Annotated in this window: 18 protein-coding genes; 11 read left to right on the forward strand and 7 right to left on the reverse strand. The window is 66.2% G+C overall.

Annotation, left to right across the window (positions count from 1 at the left end; genetic code table 11):
- Positions 1-428: PUA domain-containing protein (locus ACFQEY_RS02955; RefSeq protein ID WP_379764628.1), on the forward strand; the 428-nt coding region annotated here is incomplete at its 5' end.
- A gap of 670 nt (positions 429-1,098) precedes the next feature.
- Here the strand turns inward: ACFQEY_RS02955 and ACFQEY_RS02960 are convergent.
- From ACFQEY_RS02960 to ACFQEY_RS02990, 7 genes are all read right to left on the reverse strand, one after another.
- Positions 1,099-2,124 carry a presenilin family intramembrane aspartyl protease PSH gene (locus ACFQEY_RS02960; protein WP_379765105.1) on the reverse strand — a complete coding sequence of 342 codons (1,026 nt, stop codon included), beginning with the start codon at positions 2,122-2,124 and terminating at the stop codon, positions 1,099-1,101.
- A gap of 818 nt (positions 2,125-2,942) precedes the next feature.
- A complete protein-coding gene (locus ACFQEY_RS02965) occupies positions 2,943-3,749 on the reverse strand; it encodes a carbon-nitrogen family hydrolase (RefSeq protein WP_379764630.1) in 807 nt (268 codons plus the stop codon).
- Positions 3,746-4,174 (reverse strand): CoxG family protein, encoded by a 429-nt coding sequence (locus tag ACFQEY_RS02970; RefSeq protein WP_379764632.1) that lies wholly within the window; start codon positions 4,172-4,174, stop codon positions 3,746-3,748. Before ACFQEY_RS02970 ends, ACFQEY_RS02965 begins: the two co-directional genes overlap by 4 nt.
- Before the next feature lie 64 nt (positions 4,175-4,238).
- Positions 4,239-4,466 (reverse strand): DUF7123 family protein, encoded by a 228-nt coding sequence (locus ACFQEY_RS02975; RefSeq protein WP_379764634.1) that lies wholly within the window; start codon positions 4,464-4,466, stop codon positions 4,239-4,241.
- Between the two features lie 52 nt (positions 4,467-4,518).
- Positions 4,519-4,701, reverse strand: a complete 183-nt coding sequence (locus ACFQEY_RS02980) for a DUF7525 family protein (protein ID WP_379764636.1) — start codon at positions 4,699-4,701, stop codon at positions 4,519-4,521.
- Positions 4,702-4,806: 105 nt separating this feature from the next.
- Positions 4,807-5,838 (reverse strand): PhoU domain-containing protein, encoded by a 1,032-nt coding sequence (locus ACFQEY_RS02985; protein WP_379764638.1) that lies wholly within the window; start codon positions 5,836-5,838, stop codon positions 4,807-4,809.
- A gap of 385 nt (positions 5,839-6,223) precedes the next feature.
- Positions 6,224-6,604: a DUF7522 family protein gene (locus ACFQEY_RS02990; RefSeq protein ID WP_379764640.1), complete on the reverse strand. Its 381-nt coding sequence runs from the start codon at positions 6,602-6,604 to the stop codon at positions 6,224-6,226.
- A 111-nt stretch (positions 6,605-6,715) separates the two neighbouring features.
- Here ACFQEY_RS02990 and aglJ point away from each other — a divergent pair, with 111 nt between their 5' ends.
- The 10 genes from aglJ to ACFQEY_RS03040 all read left to right on the forward strand — a co-directional run bounded on the left by aglJ (position 6,716) and on the right by ACFQEY_RS03040 (position 17,557).
- A complete protein-coding gene (gene aglJ, locus ACFQEY_RS02995) occupies positions 6,716-7,645 on the forward strand; it encodes an S-layer glycoprotein N-glycosyltransferase AglJ (RefSeq protein WP_379764642.1) in 930 nt (309 codons plus the stop codon).
- A 185-nt stretch (positions 7,646-7,830) separates the two neighbouring features.
- Positions 7,831-8,937: an AI-2E family transporter gene (locus ACFQEY_RS03000; protein WP_379764644.1), complete on the forward strand. Its 1,107-nt coding sequence runs from the start codon at positions 7,831-7,833 to the stop codon at positions 8,935-8,937.
- A gap of 97 nt (positions 8,938-9,034) precedes the next feature.
- The gene (locus ACFQEY_RS03005; RefSeq protein WP_379764646.1) at positions 9,035-10,180 is read left to right on the forward strand and encodes an FtsZ/tubulin family protein; all 1,146 of its coding nucleotides are present in this window, start codon (positions 9,035-9,037) and stop codon (positions 10,178-10,180) included.
- A gap of 99 nt (positions 10,181-10,279) precedes the next feature.
- On the forward strand, positions 10,280-11,014 hold the full coding sequence (locus ACFQEY_RS03010; protein WP_379764648.1) for a hypothetical protein: 735 nt from the start codon (positions 10,280-10,282) through the stop codon (positions 11,012-11,014).
- A 193-nt stretch (positions 11,015-11,207) separates the two neighbouring features.
- The gene (locus ACFQEY_RS03015; protein ID WP_379764650.1) at positions 11,208-12,401 is read left to right on the forward strand and encodes a 5-(carboxyamino)imidazole ribonucleotide synthase; all 1,194 of its coding nucleotides are present in this window, start codon (positions 11,208-11,210) and stop codon (positions 12,399-12,401) included.
- Positions 12,402-12,904: 503 nt separating this feature from the next.
- Complete coding sequence (gene purE / locus ACFQEY_RS03020) at positions 12,905-13,513, forward strand: 5-(carboxyamino)imidazole ribonucleotide mutase (RefSeq protein WP_379764652.1); 609 nt, start codon at positions 12,905-12,907, stop codon at positions 13,511-13,513.
- A 195-nt stretch (positions 13,514-13,708) separates the two neighbouring features.
- A complete protein-coding gene (locus ACFQEY_RS03025) occupies positions 13,709-14,125 on the forward strand; it encodes an NADH-quinone oxidoreductase subunit A (RefSeq protein ID WP_379764654.1) in 417 nt (138 codons plus the stop codon).
- Positions 14,125-14,823, forward strand: coding sequence for an NADH-quinone oxidoreductase subunit B (locus ACFQEY_RS03030; protein WP_379764656.1), 699 nt, complete (start codon positions 14,125-14,127; stop codon positions 14,821-14,823). Before ACFQEY_RS03025 ends, ACFQEY_RS03030 begins: the two co-directional genes overlap by 1 nt.
- Entirely contained in the window at positions 14,820-16,484 is a 1,665-nt protein-coding gene (locus tag ACFQEY_RS03035) for an NADH-quinone oxidoreductase subunit D (protein WP_379764658.1), read from the forward strand. The genes ACFQEY_RS03030 and ACFQEY_RS03035 overlap by 4 nt, the downstream gene beginning before the upstream one ends.
- Positions 16,484-17,557, forward strand: a complete 1,074-nt coding sequence (locus ACFQEY_RS03040; RefSeq protein ID WP_379764660.1) for a complex I subunit 1/NuoH family protein — start codon at positions 16,484-16,486, stop codon at positions 17,555-17,557. Before ACFQEY_RS03035 ends, ACFQEY_RS03040 begins: the two co-directional genes overlap by 1 nt.
- The last annotated feature ends 1 nt before the right edge of the window (position 17,558 follow it).

A 17,558-nucleotide genomic window follows, 5' to 3' on the forward strand; every position in this document is an offset into this window, starting at 1 on the left:
TGACGCTCCGTCGATCGAGCGGCGGTCGCCCGCGACAGGTGATCGTCGGCGACGTCGACGACACGCCCGGGAGCTCCGAGGGCGCTCGGCTCGTCTCGTACGGCACCGACGGGCGGTTCACGCTCGGCGTCGCCGGCGGTCGACGGATCCAAGCCGCGTTCGCGGCACCGCGACACCGGGTCGTCGTCGGGGAGGAGAGCGAGCCGTTCGTCCGGGACGGGCGAAACGCCTTCGCGAAGTTCGTCAGCGCGGCCGACGACGGGATCCGCCCGGGCGACGAGGTGCTCGTGGTCGACGACGACGACGCGCTGTTCGCGGTCGGTCGCGCCGAACTCTCCGGTGCGGAAGCCGAGGCGTTCGCGAGCGGCGCGGCCGTCTCGGTGCGCAACGGCGTCGCGAGCGAAGACGACGCAAACGCGGGCGAGTAGCGTCCGAACCGGTCTCGGATATTCTTGGCTCTGTTGAAGCCCTCATCGGAAGATATCTATTGCCCTGAGTACAGTCTATACAGACACTGCGGCGAACGATTCCGGGAGTAGGTATTGCAGACCGCCGATAACGACGTGTTATTTAAAAGCGATGAGCGTGGAAGCGATGGCTGCTTATAAATGAACGTGGCGGTGGCGCGTGCTCGTGAGCGGCCAGTAGGCCGCGAACGACACCGCGCGAGGGACGCCGCGAGCGCCTTATAAAGGCGCGAAGCGGCGAGGCTGGGGAGGTGTGAGGCTGCGGTGCTGTGCGGGGTAGGACTCAAAGGGGCAGCCGCGAGGACGGCGCACGCTCGCTGCGCTCCTCGTCACTCGCTGCGCTCGTTCCTGCGGTGCTTACGTCGCCTGCGCCGTCCTCGCGGCTGGGGCTTTGAAGAGGTTCACCGCGCAGTCAACCACTTATAAACAATCAGCACCAGCGACACGGCGATTTACTGCGCCAACAACGATACATAAACAGACGTCAGCGACACCACTCTTTCCCTTATAAATGCCCATTCCACCGTAATGATACACCTATTCCCGAAATCCGTCAAGAGGCACCGTTCAGCGACAAGCTGATTCGGACGACACTGTGTCTGGAAAAGGCGAATTCTACAGAACCAGATACTTATAAGAACCCGCTCAATCCGACCGCCTCGATCAGCGGCACGCCGGCGACGAGCGAGCCGATCAGATAACCGCCGATAGCGCCGCCGTTTAAAAGCGGGAGCCCGGCGTGCGGGCGTCCCTTGATGACCCAGCTCATCAACACCAGCAGCCCCGCGAGGCTGCCGGCCATCGCGAGCAGTGCGGGGAGGTTGATCCCGACGAGCGGCACCGCGAGGGCCGCCGCGGGCGAGAATGTCGCCGCGCTCGCGACCAACACCGCCGGGATTACGGCGTCGCCGAGCCCGATGAAGAACGCGTCGCGGTCCTCGATGGCAGTCGGCTCCGAGACGTCCGCTCCCGCCGGCTCGGCGTCAGTTTCTTCGTCGCCGGTTTCGTCAGTATCGGTCTCTCCGCCGCCGGTTTCGCCGCTGCTGTCAGTCGATCCTTCCTCGTCTGCCTCCGTCTCCTCGCCGTCGAGCAGTGAATACGACAGCGACAGCGGGATCACGAGGACGACGGGGATGTTCAGGTCCATCACCCCCTCCGCGAGCGACAGCATGTGCTCGGTGCCGTACACCGAGACGGCGTCGTAGACGGCGAGCAGCGACAGCAGTAGCAACGCCGGTAACAGCCCGAACGAGATTCCGAACAGTCCCGCCGCGCCAGCGCCCATCAACACCCCGGCCGCGTCGATAACGTACCACTCGGGGTGGACGAGCAGCGCGACGCCCACCGCGACAGCGGGCACGGCCGCCGCCAGCGGCGACAGCAGCGCCGAGAAGACGTACCAGGAGAGCCACGCGGAGACGCCGACGATCAACAGCCGGATCGCCTGATCGAGGTCGTACCGGAACGCGGCGAGCATCAATCCCGTCATGGCGAGGATCGCGAGGATGTACACGAGGCTGTTCGTCGGATTTTCGGGGTCCTCGACCGCCTGGTACCCGCTCTCGACGAACTCGGGGACCAGCGCCAGCGCGCCGAGCTGCACGACGAGAAACAGCCCGACGACGAAGGCGACGCCGCGGTACTCACGGGGGAACATTCGACCGACGGTTCGGGATCCGGGGGTTTCGTCCTTGCGCTTCGGCCCCGCTATCGGAATGCGCCGCCGCCGTCGACTCGTGGTCGTCCACGCCGCCGCCGTCGACTCGTGGCTGCCCGAGCCGTCGCCGACGGTTTCGTCGCGTCGGAACAAAGTGGGGGGATCGGTGCCGCGAACGTCGATGACAGGGTGATTTCGGGTACCGTGAAACGGGTTCGGGTACGGGGTGGGAGCGGGTGGACCCGAGCCCGTGAGCCGACGGACGACGGACGGTGGAAGCGAGTGTCCGGCCGACCCACCCGGAAACGGGATGGGGCCGGCCGGCTTCGTCCGCGGCGATTACGATACGTTCGGAGCGACTCAAGAAGTTATTGGCCGAATTATCGTAAACGATACTTCGGGGGGCGGCCGACTGGAGGCTCGGCGGGAGGTCCGGTTGGCTCCGAGCTATCGTCCATCCGGAGTGAGAGACGGATCTCGGCACGTAGAGAGACGGAGCGAGAGATGTCGACGAAAGGCGAAAGGGAGGTGGGACGTCGGCAGATCGGAGTCGATCGGGCGAAAGACGAACGGGAGGCGGGCGGGCGGCGGCCGAACAGCGGACCCCCGGGCTGTCAGCGGCGTCGCCGCCCGAGCGGTCGGGACGGGCGCGTGGTTTGTCGCCGAACTCCAACGAGAAAAGCGTCGGATTCCGGCATCCGAACGTTGTCGCTTCTCCCGTATAAATGAGACGGTCGGTCGCCGCGAGAGCGGATCGATTCCCGGAAGGTTCAAAGCGAGAGCGAGCCGGTTTCAGGGCCGGTCGCTGCCGCCGGTCGCTACCGCCGGTCGCGCAGCGCGGGGAACTCCTCGCGGACGGCCTCGACGCGGTCGGTATCGACTTCGGCGGTCACCGTCGTCGGCTCCTCGCCGGCCGACGCCAGCGTCGTTCCCCACGGGTCGTAGACCGTCGTCCGCCCGCAGAGCGCGTCGTCTCCGAACTCGCCGCTCCCGTTGACCGCGGCGACGTACGCGAGGTTCTCGATGGCCCGCGCGCGGCCGAGGGTCCGCCAGTGCTCGACGCGCGGGTACGGCCACGCGCTCGGCACCAGCACGCACTCGACGCCGGCTTCGACCATCTCTCGGAACTGTTCCGGGAACCGCAGATCGTAACACGTCGTCACGCCGACGCGAACGCTCTCCACGTCGACGACCGGCACCGACTCGCCGGGGACCATCCGGTCGGTCTCCTCGGAACCGTACCCAAACAGGTGGTGCTTCCGGTAGACGAGCCGGCGTTCGCCGTCGCGATCGAACAGGACGGCCGTGTTCGCGAGTCCGTCGGTAGCCGGCGTGTCGATCCCGTCGGCCGCGGACGCGGCGAGGTCCTCGACGACGGTCCCCGCGAGCACGTTGACGCCGGCGTCAGCCGCCAACGACGCGAACCGCGACAGCCGATCGCCCGCGAGGCTCTCGGCAGCCCGAGCGTACGCGTCGAACGCGAAGTACCCCACGTCGAACAGCTCCGGGAGCACCACGAGGTCGGCGTCCGACGCGGCGGCTTCGCGTACCAGCTCGATGGCGCGGTCGACGTTCGCCTCGACGGTGCCCCCCTCGACGCCGAGCTGCACGCAGGCGAGTCTCACGCCGTCGACCCCAGCGATGTACGGAGCGCGTCCTCCAGGTTGTCCAGCTCCGCGTCGAAGTTGCGTTTGAAGAACGATTCGACGCCGGGCAACCGCCCGTCGACGACGAACTCGTTGGCCAGCGTACACCCGTCGTTCGTCTCGGTGATCGCGTGTTCGCCGGTCACGCGAAAGGCGCTCGACCGGCCGACGAACTTCACCCGGTGCGGCGGGTCGCGCTCGACCTCCTCCGTCTCGACGGAGATCGTCGATCGGATCATCGGTATCGGGAGCGCGACGTGCCAGGTCGCGCGCCCGTCGCCGTGCACCTCGAAGGTGTCGACCACGCTTATCGCCCCTGCGCGCTGCTCGGCGTCCGAGATGAACGCCCACACGTCCTCGGCGGGCGCGTCGAACTCGAACGTCCGGGAGACTCGGACGGTCATGGTTTCACTTGGGACGACGAGGGTTAAAAACACGCGAGTCCGCGAGCGACCCGCACCGGCGATATCACCCTTGCGGGGTCACGCGCCACGTCGTCGAGCGCGCGCGGCCCCACTTCTCGATGTCGACGTTATCCGACTTCTCGGCGAGCCGCGGGAGCCGCGAGCCGACCTGCTTGGCGGTGAGGCCGATCGCGTCGGCGATCGTCTTCGACCGGACGTACCGATCGCCACGGGTGACGCTATCCGTGAGGTACGCGAGGATCCGCTGTTCTTCCTCGGTGTACTCGTTCATGTCCGGAAGCTAGGTGTCAGACGTCCTTAACGGTTTCTCGTCGGTCGTCGCGTCAGTCGAACACCTGTACGGCGACGATCGAACAGAGTGCGAAGACGAACGCCGCCGCGAAGCCCCACGCGCGCCCGATCTGCGACGGGTACCCGAGCATCACGACGACCCCGACGAGCGCGACGGCCCCCAGCGCGAGCGCCACGCCGATCTCCTTGTCAGACTCGATGGATCCCTCACTCATACGCGTCGCTTTGCGGGCGAGTACTTAGTTCATGCGAACCGGTCGACGCGGTAGTTCATGCGAACCGGGAGATACGGCCGACGACGTCGTCGTCTATCGCCCCGATCAGATGATCTCGACGTGGTCTGACGCCTCGTTCAGCGCGAGGTTCGCGGCGATCTCGGCGTTTCGCATCGCGTACTCCGCGGTGTGCTGGAGGCTGACGAGCACTTCTCGGGTCATCAACAGCGTCTCGTTTTCGAGGTCGCTCGGGAGTTCGTCGAGGATCTCCTGTTCGCGGTCCTCCAGCCGCGAGAACAGCTCCCGGCACTCGACCGTGAGGTCGTAGTCGCGTTCGACGACGGCGCGAACGGCGAGCGCGGTCAGCTCGTCGACCTGATCGGTGAATTCCCGGATCTGTCGCATCGTCGCGCTGTCGACATCCAGTGTGTGGCCGTCCGCCTCCATCACGATGTCGGCGATGTCCTCCGCGTTGTCGGCGGTGAGTTCGAGGTTCTTCGCGACGGAGCGGTAGCCGATGAGCGGGAACCCCTCCTCCAGCCCGACCGCGCGGGCGAGGTTGGGGTTCTGGTAGGCCGTGAAGATCAGCCGCAGGAGGAGGACGAAGATCTTGTTCGCCTGGCGCTCGCGGTTGAGCGCGCGCTGCGCGAGGTCGGGGTTGCCGTGCGCGAGCGCCTTCACCGCTTCGCCGCGCATCGTCGATCCCGTGTTCTCCAGCCGTTCGAGCAGGTTGTCGAGGGTGAAATCCTCGGGATCGACCGAACACCGGATGGAGATGTCCTCTGGTGTCTCCTCGATGACGCCGAGTCCCATCAGCTGGGTTTCGGCCTTGTAGACGGCGTTGATGTGCTCGCTGTCGAGGGTCCCCTCGCTCCGGACGTGGATCACCCGCCGCCCGAGCACGTACTGCGCGACGATGGCTCGCTCCAGCGACCTGGCGTCGAGCCCGTCCGCGTTGATGACGGCCTCCGACTCCTCCGTGCTCACCGACTCCGGGAGGACCGTGAGCGTTCCCTTCCCACCCATCCGCAGCGACACCTCGTCGCCTTTGTTGACGCCGTGTTCCTTCGCCCACTCGGCAGGGAGCGTCATCGCCAGCGTCGACGGACCCAACCGTTGGACCTTCCGCGTTTCCATGTCCGTTCGTATCGCGGGATACACCTTAACCTTGTTCCTATGTCCATTATATGCTTTACCGAATGTACAAGGGATTGTGCATTCGTTGCCGGGTTGCTGATCGAACGTCAGGTTACTTCCGATCATCACTATCCCTCCGAAGCGTCTCTTCGGAAGACCCTCCGATGGGATCAGGTGGGATACCGATGGCGACGGGATGAAACCCGCCGATCCGAACAAACTGATTCCGGAACTGCAGAACCTCCCGTCGTGCGGGATTCAGGGTTGGCCGCGCCCTCTCAGAGAATCGAGCGATCGAAGGAATCAGCTACGCCGGCTCGAACGACCGGAGGGTCGAAAGGATCAGCTACGCCGGCTCGAACGACCGGAGGGTCGAAAGGATCAGCTACGCCGGTTCGAATGATCGGAGGATCGCCGCGAGCGCGCTCGCGAGTTCTTCGAATCGGTCGATTTCCATCGAATCGGTCGTCACCCACACCCCGTGGTCTCCCGCGATCACCCGCGTGAGGTACCCGTTCTCGAACACCCGCACGGTGAACAGGTAGTCGCCAAGCTGGGTGTCGGCGTACATCGACTGCGCGTGGAACCCCTGCCGCTCGTTCTCCGCGAAGCCGACGAGGTCGGCCGTCCGGTTCAGATCGCTGCGAAGGTACAGCTGATCAACGTCGTCCGCGGTGAAGTAGGTGAGGCTCCGAAGCTCGTCGCCGGTCGCCGTCCGCGCCGCGCTGAGCAGCTCGTCGACGTGTGGATCGGGTGGATGAGACATGCTATCACGATCGATCGTCTGGTACATGAGCGTATGGGTGGCCGCAGTACCGACCGCGGAAGCGGAGACGGAAGGACAGAGTTTAGCGACTGCCCCGATATCGACCCCGTAATGAGCGACTACGACGACGTCTGCGTCCTGTTGCCCACGATGGACGAGGTCGAGACGGTCGCGCGCGTCGTCGAATCCTTCCGCGACGTCGGGCTGGACGACGTCCTCGTGATCGACGGCGGGTCGACGGACGGGACCCGCGACGCAGCCAGCGACGCGGGCGCTCGCGTCGTCGAGCAGTCCGGCCGCGGCAAGGGACAGGCCATCCGCGAAGCCGTCTGTGACCACGTTACCGCCACTTACGTCGTGATGGCCGACGCGGACGCGACGTACGACGCGGCCGACGTCGACGCGATGCTCGATCCCCTGGTGGCCGGCGAGGCCGACCACGTCATCGGGAACCGGTTCGCTGACATGCGATCCGGGGCGATGACCCGGCTGAACCGGATCGGGAATCAGCTGATAAATCTCTCATTCCGCGCGATCCACGGCGAGAACTACCGCGATATCCTCTCGGGATACCGGGCGTTCACCCGCGAATCGTTCCGCAAGCTGCACCTCACCGCCGACGGGTTCGGTATCGAGACTGAGATGGCCGTCGAGTGCGTGAAAAACCGGATTCCGGTAGCCGTCGTCCCGATAACCTACCGGGAGCGACCCGGCGGCTCCGCGACCAACCTCCATCCGATCCGCGACGGTGGCGTGATATTCATCGAGCTGTACCGGAAGGCGAAGACCAACAACCCGCTGTTTTATTTCGGAAGTCTCGGGGCGCTCTCGACGACAGCAGGGGCGGCGATGACCGCGTACGTCCTCTATCGGTGGTTCGTTCACGGTGTCACCCACGAGGTCATCGCGATCGGCGCGGTCGGAGCCGCACTTCTCGGGATCCAGCTTCTGATCTTCGGATTTCTCGCCGACATGATCCTCTCGCTGCACCGCGAACAGGTGGCACGGTACGAACGCGCGATCGACGGCAACGACGACTGAGGCCCGCGGCGACGACGATCGGGTCTCGCGGAAACGGAGGCTCACGGCGGCGGGGGTTCACGGCGGCGGCTCGCGGAGACGGCGGCTCACGGCGGCGGCGGCTCACGGCGGCGGCGGCTCACGGCGGCTGAGGCTCGGACCGGTCGAGCCCAATAGTTTATGTCGAGGCACGGAGACAAACGGGCATGGACGAGAAGCGGTTCGTCATTGCCCTCTTCGGGCTCGTCATCGCCCTCATCGTCGGATTCATCGCCTACCGGTTCGTCGCCCCCCTGACGGTTGCCGTCTTCCTGTACTACTCGACCCGTCGGCTCTTCCACCGTCTCGAACGGTTTCGGCTGCCTGCGCGCGTACGAGCGATGGTCTCCCTGTCGCTCATCGGGGTTCCGTTGATCGGACTGTTGAGCTACACGGTGCTGCTCCTCCTGTTGGAGGCCCGTCGATTCATCGGCCAGTATCCCGTCGCCGAGACGGTCGGCGCGGAGAATTCGTGGGTCGGCGATCTGGCCGAACTCTCCAATCCGACGTTCGACGGGATCGTCGCGGCGTACCGCTCCGGCCAGCTCGATCCACTGATCGAGTTCGTCTCCGAGCAGGCGTCCCTGCTGGCGAGCACGTTGTCCGGACTGGTGCTCAACCTCCTCATCACGATCGTCGTCACCTACTACCTCCTTCTCGACGGCTCGAAGTTCCACGAGTGGTTGCTCACGTTCGACGACGACGCGATGGTCCGCGAATACCTCGAAGCGGCGGACGCGGAGCTGGAAGCGGTGCTGTACGGAAATCTGCTCAACGTCATCGCCATCTCGATCATCGCCGTCGTGACGTACACGGGGTACAACGTGATAGCGCCGGCCGCGGTCGAGGTACCGTACCCGGCGCTCGCGGGCGCGCTCACCGGCGTCGCGAGTCTGATCCCCGTGATCGGCATGAAGATCGTGTACGTCCCGCTGGCTGCCGTGACCACGATCCAGCCGATCCTCGGGGACGACCTCGCCCTGCTCGTGTACGTCGCGGGCTTCCTCGTCGTCGTCGCCGTCGTCGTCGACACGATCCCCGACATCGTGCTCCGCCCGTACTTCAGCGGGAAGACGACGCACGTCGGGCTGCTCATGCTCGCGTACATCTTCGGTCCCGTCGTCTTCGGGTTCCACGGGCTGTTCCTCGCGCCGATCGTGCTTGTGCTGGCGCTCACGTTCGCAGATACGGCGCTGATACGACTGCTCGGCGGGGATCCGGACGAAGCGGGGCCCGCGGTACCTCGCGGACAGCGTCGACTCGACGAGTTCTGATCCGCCGATCCGGGCGACGGGCATGCGCCGGTCGCGACCGGGGTGACCGACGCGCCGACCGAAGGAATAAGCCCCCGCTCGACGACCGAGGTGACGTATGCGTGTACACGTCATCGGTCTCGGCGGTGCCGGGGGCCGGATCGCCGACCGGCTCGCGGCCGACTACGAGGGGGATCGGTTCCTCCGGGGCGTCAACGCGTTCGACACCGACGCGGACGCGCTCGACGCCCTCCGATCGCTCGACGGGTCGCGGCGATACCGGTTCGGTGACGCGGCGGGCGGCGACGGTCTCGACGGCGATCTCCACGCGGCCCGCCGGCTCGGCGACGCCCACGCGAGTGAGCTCGGACGGGCGATGGACGATCAGCAGCCGTCGCTCGCGGAGGCGTTCCTGCTCGTCGTCGGCCTCGGGGGTGGCGCAGGCGCGGGGATCGCTCCCGCGCTCGCTGAGGAGCTGTCGCGGCTCTACGACGCGCAGGTGTACGCCCTCGGTCTCCTCCCGACGCCGGCGGAGTCGATGGCCCGGGAGCCGGACCCCGTCGAGGCAGGCGCGGCTGCCCCCGACGAGCGTCCGCCGAAGCGTCCGCTCGCGGAGAAGAACGCGGCCCGGACGCTCGACGCGCTCTCGGACCGCTGTTCGGCGGTCTTCCCGTTCGACAACGACGCGTGGCTCCGCCCCGGAGAGACGCTCGGGGACGCGCGCGCCCGCCTGAACGCGGTCGTGACCGAGCGCGTCGCGGCGCTGTTCGGCGCGGGCGAGTTCGAGGAGGCCGAGTCGACCCCCCAACAGGTGCTCGACGCGAGCGACGTCGCCCGCGCGGTCGGTGGCGACGGGGAGATCGCCGCGATCGGCCACGCCACCCAGGCGGTCGAGCCGCCGGAGACGGAATCGCGGTTCGGGCTCGGGCTGTTCGATTCCTCCGAGCCCGCGAAGGTTGACACCAGCGCCGCGGTGTCGGCGATCGAGACCGTGATTCGGAAGGCGACCCGCGGCAAGGGAACCGTCGACGTGCCCGACGGTCGAGCCGACCGCGCGCTGCTCGTGATCGGGGGGCCGCCGCCGTGGCTCAACCGCGAGGCGATCGCCGACGGTCGCCGATGGCTCGCCGATGAGACCGACTCTGGAGCCATCCTGAGCGGGGATGCACCGGTTCCGGACGGCGACGAGGTATTCGCGGTCGTGGTGCGTTCGGGGATCGACGAGCCGGATCGGATCCGCGAGCTCCGGGAGTCGATCGCGTGACGCGCGTGCGGCCGTCTGTGCGGGCCGTCGGCTGCGCGTGCGCTACGTACCGTTACCGAAACCCGAACTCGTTAACCGCTTGAGGGGCCCATCTCGTCCGTGACCACTCACGCCGACCTCGGGCTCGACCTCGACGTGCGCGACGCGGATGCGATCGCCGACCGGCGCGACGAGCTCGTCGCCGCGGTCCGGGACCACGCCGGAACGATCGCCTACCAGCTCGCCCGACTGCAGGGGGGCGAGTACGGCCGCCAAGAGCTGTCGACGGCCGGCGGAGCGTGGACCGTCAAACACGAGGCCGGCGAGCTGGAGTTCCTACTCTTCTCGCCGAAATCGGGCTCGGACGTCTACGTGATCTCGACGAAGCAGCCGCCGGATCCGGGGGATCTCGCCGACGCGCTCGGGGACTACCCGAACATGGTCACCGCGTGGAACGAGTACATCTCGTCGCTGTCGGGCGTTCTCGACGGCGTGAGCGCCGAGTTCCCGGAGCCGACATCGACGGACGACGTGGTCGCCGAGCGCGACCGCGTGCTTGGCGCTATCCGGGAGGCCTGCACGGTGATGGCCGGGGAGATCCACCGCTACGAGGGCGACGACTACGGAACGTACACGGCCCGCGTCGACGGCGACCGATGGGAACTGAAGTGGGACGAGGGAGCCGTCTCGTACCTCCGCGTCGGCGGATCCGGTGGCCTTTATCTCCTCTCGCAGTACGGGGCCCCGTCGGCGGCCGACGTGCGCGAGTACGCCGAGCCGTTCCGCGGGTTCGTGGCGGCGTACAACGAGTTCGTCGAGGAGCTAGAGAGCGACCTCGCGACCGTCGAACTGTAGGCTGGTCGTCGCTGTAGGCTGGTCGTCGCTGTAGGCTGGTCGTCGCCCCGGCCTCGTGCCATCCGCGTTTCGCCGCTCGGGTATCGTCGTTTGAGTATCCTCGTCCACGGATCGGAAGAATACGCACGATCGTGGGTATTACTCCGACCAATGTGAGAATATTTATGCAGTAACGTCCGGTACGCAACCGTGTATGTCGATCACTCTGCCGGGACCGACGCTCGGCGTCGTCGGCGGCGGACAGCTGGGTCGGATGATGGCCGAGGCGGTCTCGCCGCTGGGCGTCGAGGTCGTCGTCCTGGACCCGACGCCGGACTGCCCCGCGGCACCCGTGGTCCGCGACCAGATCGTCGCCGATTTCGATGACGCCGACGGGATCAACGAGCTCGCGAGCCGCGTGGACGCGCTCACCTTCGAGATCGAACTGGCCGACCCCGACCTGCTGGCCGAGGCTGCCGCCGAACACGACGTGCCCGTCCAGCCCGACCCCGACACGCTCCGGACCATCCAGGACAAGCTCGTTCAAAAGGAGGCGCTGGCCGCGGCCGGGATCCCCGTTCCGGAGTTCGTCGCGGTCGCAACCGCTGAGGGGCTCGAACGCGTCGTCGAGGAGTTCGGCGGCGTCATGCTGAAGGCCCGCGAGGGCGGCTACGACGGCCGCGGAAACGTCCCGGTCGACGACCCCGAAGACGCCGCCACCGCGCTCGACGGGGTCGGCGGGAACGCGATGGCCGAGGAGTTCCTCGACTTCGAGCGCGAGATCGCCGTCATGGGTCTGAAGGGCGTGAACGGCGAGACGCGGACGTATCCCGTCACCGAGACGATTCATCGGGAGGAGATCCTCCGCGAGAGCGTCGCCCCGGCGCGGGCGGACGCCACGGTGATCGAGGAGGCAACGTCGGTCGCCCGCGACGTGCTCGAGTTCCTCGACGGCCGCGGGGTCTACGGGATCGAGCTGTTCGAGACCGGGGACGGCGAGGTGCTCGTCAACGAGATCGCGCCGCGCCCGCACAACTCCGGTCACTGGACCATCGAGGGCGCTCGCACCTCGCAGTTCGAGAACCACGCGCGGGCCGTCCTCGGCTGGCCGCTCGGCCCGACGGACCTCGTCGCGCCCGCCGTCACCGCGAACATCCTCGGCGACGTAGAAGAGACGCAGCCCGCGACGCTCAGAGGCGTCGACGACGTGGTCGCCGCGGCCGACGCGGACCTCCACTGGTACGGGAAGGACGACGCGCGCCCGCTCCGGAAGATGGGACACCTCACGGTGACCGATCGAGATAATGGTGCGGACACCGACGGAGACACCAACGGCGAGGTCGACCGCGACGCGCTGCTCTCACGGGCGCGAGCGCTTCGTGACGGACTGACGTTCCGCGACTCGTAGTGGCGAGAGTACGAGACGTCCGCTCTCACCTCGAACGACTGCGGGAGTGGGTATTGCAAACCGTCGCTGGCAACGAGGTATTTAAACAGGCGAGCGTAACGGCGACGATTGCTTATAAATGAATAATGTGGTGCAGTGGCGCGCCTCTGAGCGCCCACAGGGCGCGAGGAGCCCGCGAGGGACGCGGTGAGCGCTCGGAGAGCGCGAATCGCGAGGCTGGGGAGGCGTGAGGTGCGGGTGCGGTGCTGTGCGGGCTTTGGAGGTGTTCGCCGCGTTATCAATCATTTATAAACGCTCAACGACAGAAATACAGCAATTCATCGCGCCAGCAACGATATATAAACAGCCGCCGGCAACACCACTCTGTCACTTATAAGCAACCACTCCTCCGAATTGATATACCTACTCCCGGTATCTATCATCTCTTGTACGATCGTCTCGTGGTCTCATCTCCCGCCGCCGGATCCGGCACTTCCTTACCGACCTCCGCCGAATCGTCTCGCATGACCACGGTGCAGGACCTCATCGACCGGCTCGAAGCGGAAGCGGACGCCGACGCCGATCCGGAGACGACACCCGACGTGGGGATCATCATGGGGTCGGACTCGGACCTCCCGACCATGGAGGGCGCGTACGACGCGCTCGACGAACTCGGATTCGCCGAGCAGACGGACTTTCACGAGGCACCGGACGCCCGGTTCACCTACGAGAGCTACGTCGTCTCCGCGCACCGTACCCCCGAACTCATGTACGTCTACGGCGAGACGGCCGCCGACCGCGGTCTCGATGTCGTCATCGCGGGCGCGGGCGGGAAGTCCGCCGACCTCCCGAACATGACCGCGTCGATCGCGTATCCGATCCCGGTTATCGGCGTTCCGGTCCAAGAGAAGTCGGTCGACTCCGTCATCGGGATGCCGACCGGCGCACCGATCGTCGCCGTCGACGCGGGCAAGTCGTACAATGCCGCCCTCTCGGCCGCGCAGGTGCTCGCTCGCGAGCACGGGACGGTCGAAGATCGGTTGATCGATCTTCACGATGAACAGAAATCGGGCGTCGCCGACGTCTCCGCGGACCTCCACGATCTCGGCATCGACGGGTTCCGCGATCGGTGACGTTCGGCAACGTATTCCGCGATCGGTGACGGCTGGAGACTCCGAGGTCGAGCGTCAACGGCGGATCCACGCGACCGATCTCGTCTATCCGTCCGAGTTGCGTGCGGCCGTTTTTCCGCGACGCTGGACCGATGCCTCGAAGACTCAACGCTTATGAGGGGGCGGTCCAAATCCCAGCACGTTACGGAGACCTATATGAGCGATTGGATAGCGATCGGCGCCTTGGCGGCCGTCGGCCTGCTCATCCCGTTAGGGATGATGACCGTGTCGGCGTTGCTTCGACCGAGCGTGCCTGAGACCGGCAAAAGTACCACCTACGAGTCCGGCGAGACCCCGACGGGCACGACGCGGATCCGGTTCAACATCCAGTACTACATGGTCGCGCTGTTGTTCGTCGTGTTCGACATCGAGACCGTGCTGTTGTTCCCGTGGGCCGTCATCTACCGTCCCGCCATCCAGGCGGACGTACCGATGATCGCCCTGCTGTGGCCGATGTTGGCCTTCGTCGGAATCCTCGCGATCGGGCTCGTCTGGGCGTGGCGGTCCGGAGCCATCAGCTGGGCCCGGAGCCCCCGCGCGACCAGCAGAAAGACGGAGCGTGATCTCAACTAATGAGCAGCGATCAACCATTCATCACCGACGAATCGCAAGTCGTAACCGAGACCCGCGACAGCCGCATGTCGGGTCAGGGAGACCGGTTCAACTCCCGGCTCCGTGAGGCGTTCGGCTCCTCGCCCTTCATCCTCACCAAGTTCGACAAGTTCCTCAACTGGTGTCGCGGCTCCTCGATGTTCATGCTGCAGTTCGGTATCGCCTGCTGCAGCATCGAGATGATGCACACCTACGCGGTGAAACACGACCTCGACCGGTTCGGGAGCGGGGTCCCTCGCGCCTCGCCGCGACAGGCCGACGTGATGATCGTCCCGGGGACGATCGTCTCGAAGTTCGCCCCGCGGATGAAGCGCGTGTACGACCAGATGCCAGAGCCGAAGTTCGTCGTCGGCATGGGCTCGTGTACCATCTCCGGCGGTCCGTTCCAGGAGGGGTACAACGTTATCAAGGGCGCGGAGGAGGTCATCCCGATCGACATCCACGTGCCCGGCTGCCCGCCCCGTCCCGAGGCGCTCGTCTACGGCGTCGTGAAGCTGCAGGAGCGCGTCGCGAACGGCGAGGCCGCACCGGTGACGGTCAAACCCTACGAGCTGGAGGAGTTCTCCGACCTCGAACGCGACGAACTCGTCGACACGCTCGCGGACCAGGTCGACGACGACGAACTCGTCATGCGGTACAACTTCGCTGATTCGCCATGAGCCTCGAACGACCAGACACCGTCGACGACGCGGTGCCGGAGCGCACGCCGGATGAGTTGGAGGCGCTCCTCGGTGACCTCGTCGTCGGTCGCGACGACCACCTGAACGCGCCCGGGTTCGTCATCCGCCCGGACACCGTCCAAGAGACGCTCTCGATCCTGAAACGGCGGGCGGGATACGATCACCTATCGGTGGTCTCCGCCCAAGAGTACGAGAACCGCTACGAGTCGATTTACCACCTGAAAAAGTACGACGACCCCACCCAAGAGGTCAGCGTCGTCGTCCCCGCCGACAAGGACGATCCCGTCTCCGAATCTGCCGAGCCGGTGTTCCGCACCGCCGACTGGCACGAGCGGGAGGCGTACGATCTGATCGGCATCGAGTACGACGATCACCCGGATCTCCGCCGGATCCTCCTGCCGGAGACGTGGCAGGGGCACCCGCTGTCGATGGATTACGACAAGGACCGCCCGCAGATCGCCACCCTGCCGGAGCACGCGAACCCGCTGCAGGAACACCACAAGGACGACGAGTCCGACACGATGTTCCTCAACATCGGGCCGCACCACCCGGCGACGCACGGCGTCCTCCACCTGAAGACGACGCTCGACGGCGAGCAAGTCATCGACGTCGAGCCTGATATCGGCTACCTCCACCGTAGCGAAGAACAGATGGCCCAGTCCGGAACCTACCGTCACCAGATCATGCCGTACCCCGACCGCTGGGACTACATCTCGGCCGGGCTGCTCAATGAGTGGGCGTACGCTCGCGCGGCAGAGGACCTCGCCGACATCGAGGTCCCCGAGTACGCGCAGGTCATCCGGACGATGGGCGCGGAGATGTGCCGGATCGCCGCGCACATGCTCGCGCTCGCAACCTTCGCGCTCGACATCAACGGCGACTTCACGGCAACGTTCATGTACGCCATCAACGACCGCGAGCGCGTCCAGAATCTGCTGGAGGATCTGACGGGCCAGCGGCTGATGTTCAACTACTTCCGGCTGGGCGGCGTCGTCTGGGACCTGCCGGAGCCGCGCGAGGAGTTCTTCTCGAACACCCGCGACTTCCTCGACCAGCTCCCCGAGTCCGTCGAGGAGTACCACAACCTCGTCACCTCGAACGAGATCTTCCAGATGCGGACGATCGACACGGGCATTCTCCCGCCGGACGTGGCGAAGAACTACGGTGCGACCGGACCGGTCGCTCGCGGCTCGGGCGTCGACTACGATCTCCGTCGCGACGACCCGTACGGCTACTACGACGAACTCGACTGGGACGTCGTCACCGAGGACGGCTGCGACAACTTCAGCCGGCTGCTCGTCCGCATGCGCGAGGTCGAGGAGTCCGCGAAGATCATCGAGCAGTGCGTCGACGTACTCGAGGATTGGCCCGAAGACGAGAGAACCATCCAGGCGAACGTGCCCCGCACGCTCCGCCCGGACGACGACACCGAGATCTACCGCGCGGTCGAGGGCGCGAAGGGCGAACTCGGCATCTACATCCGCGCGGACGGCACCGACAAACCCGCGCGGTTCAAGATCCGATCGCCGTGCTTCTCGAACCTCCAGACGCTCCCGGAGATGTCGAACGGCGAGTACATCCCTGACGTCATCGCCGCGCTCGGGAGCCTCGACGTCGTGCTCGGGGAGGTTGACCGCTGATGGGGGCCGCATCCGCACAGCTGTTTCCCGAGTTCATCGTCGACACGTTCGGGCTTCCGGGGGTGCTCGGCGAGATCGTCGCGGCGCTGATCGCGGCGGCGGTGGTCGGAAACATCATCCTCGCGTTCACCGGCGTCGCAGGCCCGTGGGCGAAACGGAAGATCACCGCGGCGTTCACCGACCGGATCGCGGTCAACCGGGTCGGCCCGTTCGGACTGCTCATCATTCCGGCGGCCGCGGTGCAGCTCCTCGCGAAGGAGCTCATCGTTCCCGATGCCGTCGATCGCCCGTCGTGGGATATCGCGCCGATACTCCTGCCGGCGTCCGCGCTGCTCGGGTTCGCCGTGATTCCGATGGGGCGGCTCGGCCCGATTAACATTCACCTCGCGGATCCCGAAGTCGGGTTCGCGCTGGTGTTCGCGTTCGCGTCCATCGCCTCGATCTCGTTGGTGATGGCCGGCTACGCGTCGAACAACAAGTACTCGCTGCTCGGCGGGCTCCGCGCGGTCGCGCAGAACCTCGCGTACGAGATTCCGCTCATCGTCACCGCGATGTCGGTCGTGATCTTCGCGGGGACGCTCCAAATGAGCGGTATCGTGGGCGCGCAGACGGAGACGCTCGTCACGGTCGCCGGATTCGACATCCCGGCGTGGTACGCGTTCGTGAACCCGTTCGCGTTCGTGCTGTTCCTCACGGCGAACATGGCGGAGATCGGACGGAACCCGTTCGACATCCCGGAGGCACCGACGGAGATCGTCGCCGGGTACCAGACCGAGTACTCCTCGGCGTACTTCGTGCTGTTCTACCTCGGCGAGTTCGTGCACGTCTTCCTCGGCGGTGCGATACTCGCCGTGACGTTCCTCGGCGGCGCGTCCGGACCCGGTCCGGAGAGTATCGGCTTCATCTGGTTCGTGGTGAAGATGTGGGGCTTCTTCCTGTTCACGCAGTGGGCCCGCTCCGCGCTACCGCGCGTCCGCATCGATCAGCTGATCGAGATCGGTTGGAAGGGGATGTTGGTGCTGTCGTTCGCGAACCTGGTGCTCACGGCCGTAATCGTGGGGGTGATCGCGTAAC

Source organism: Halorubrum trueperi (assembly GCF_042662525.1).
GTDB lineage: Archaea > Halobacteriota > Halobacteria > Halobacteriales > Haloferacaceae > Halorubrum > Halorubrum trueperi.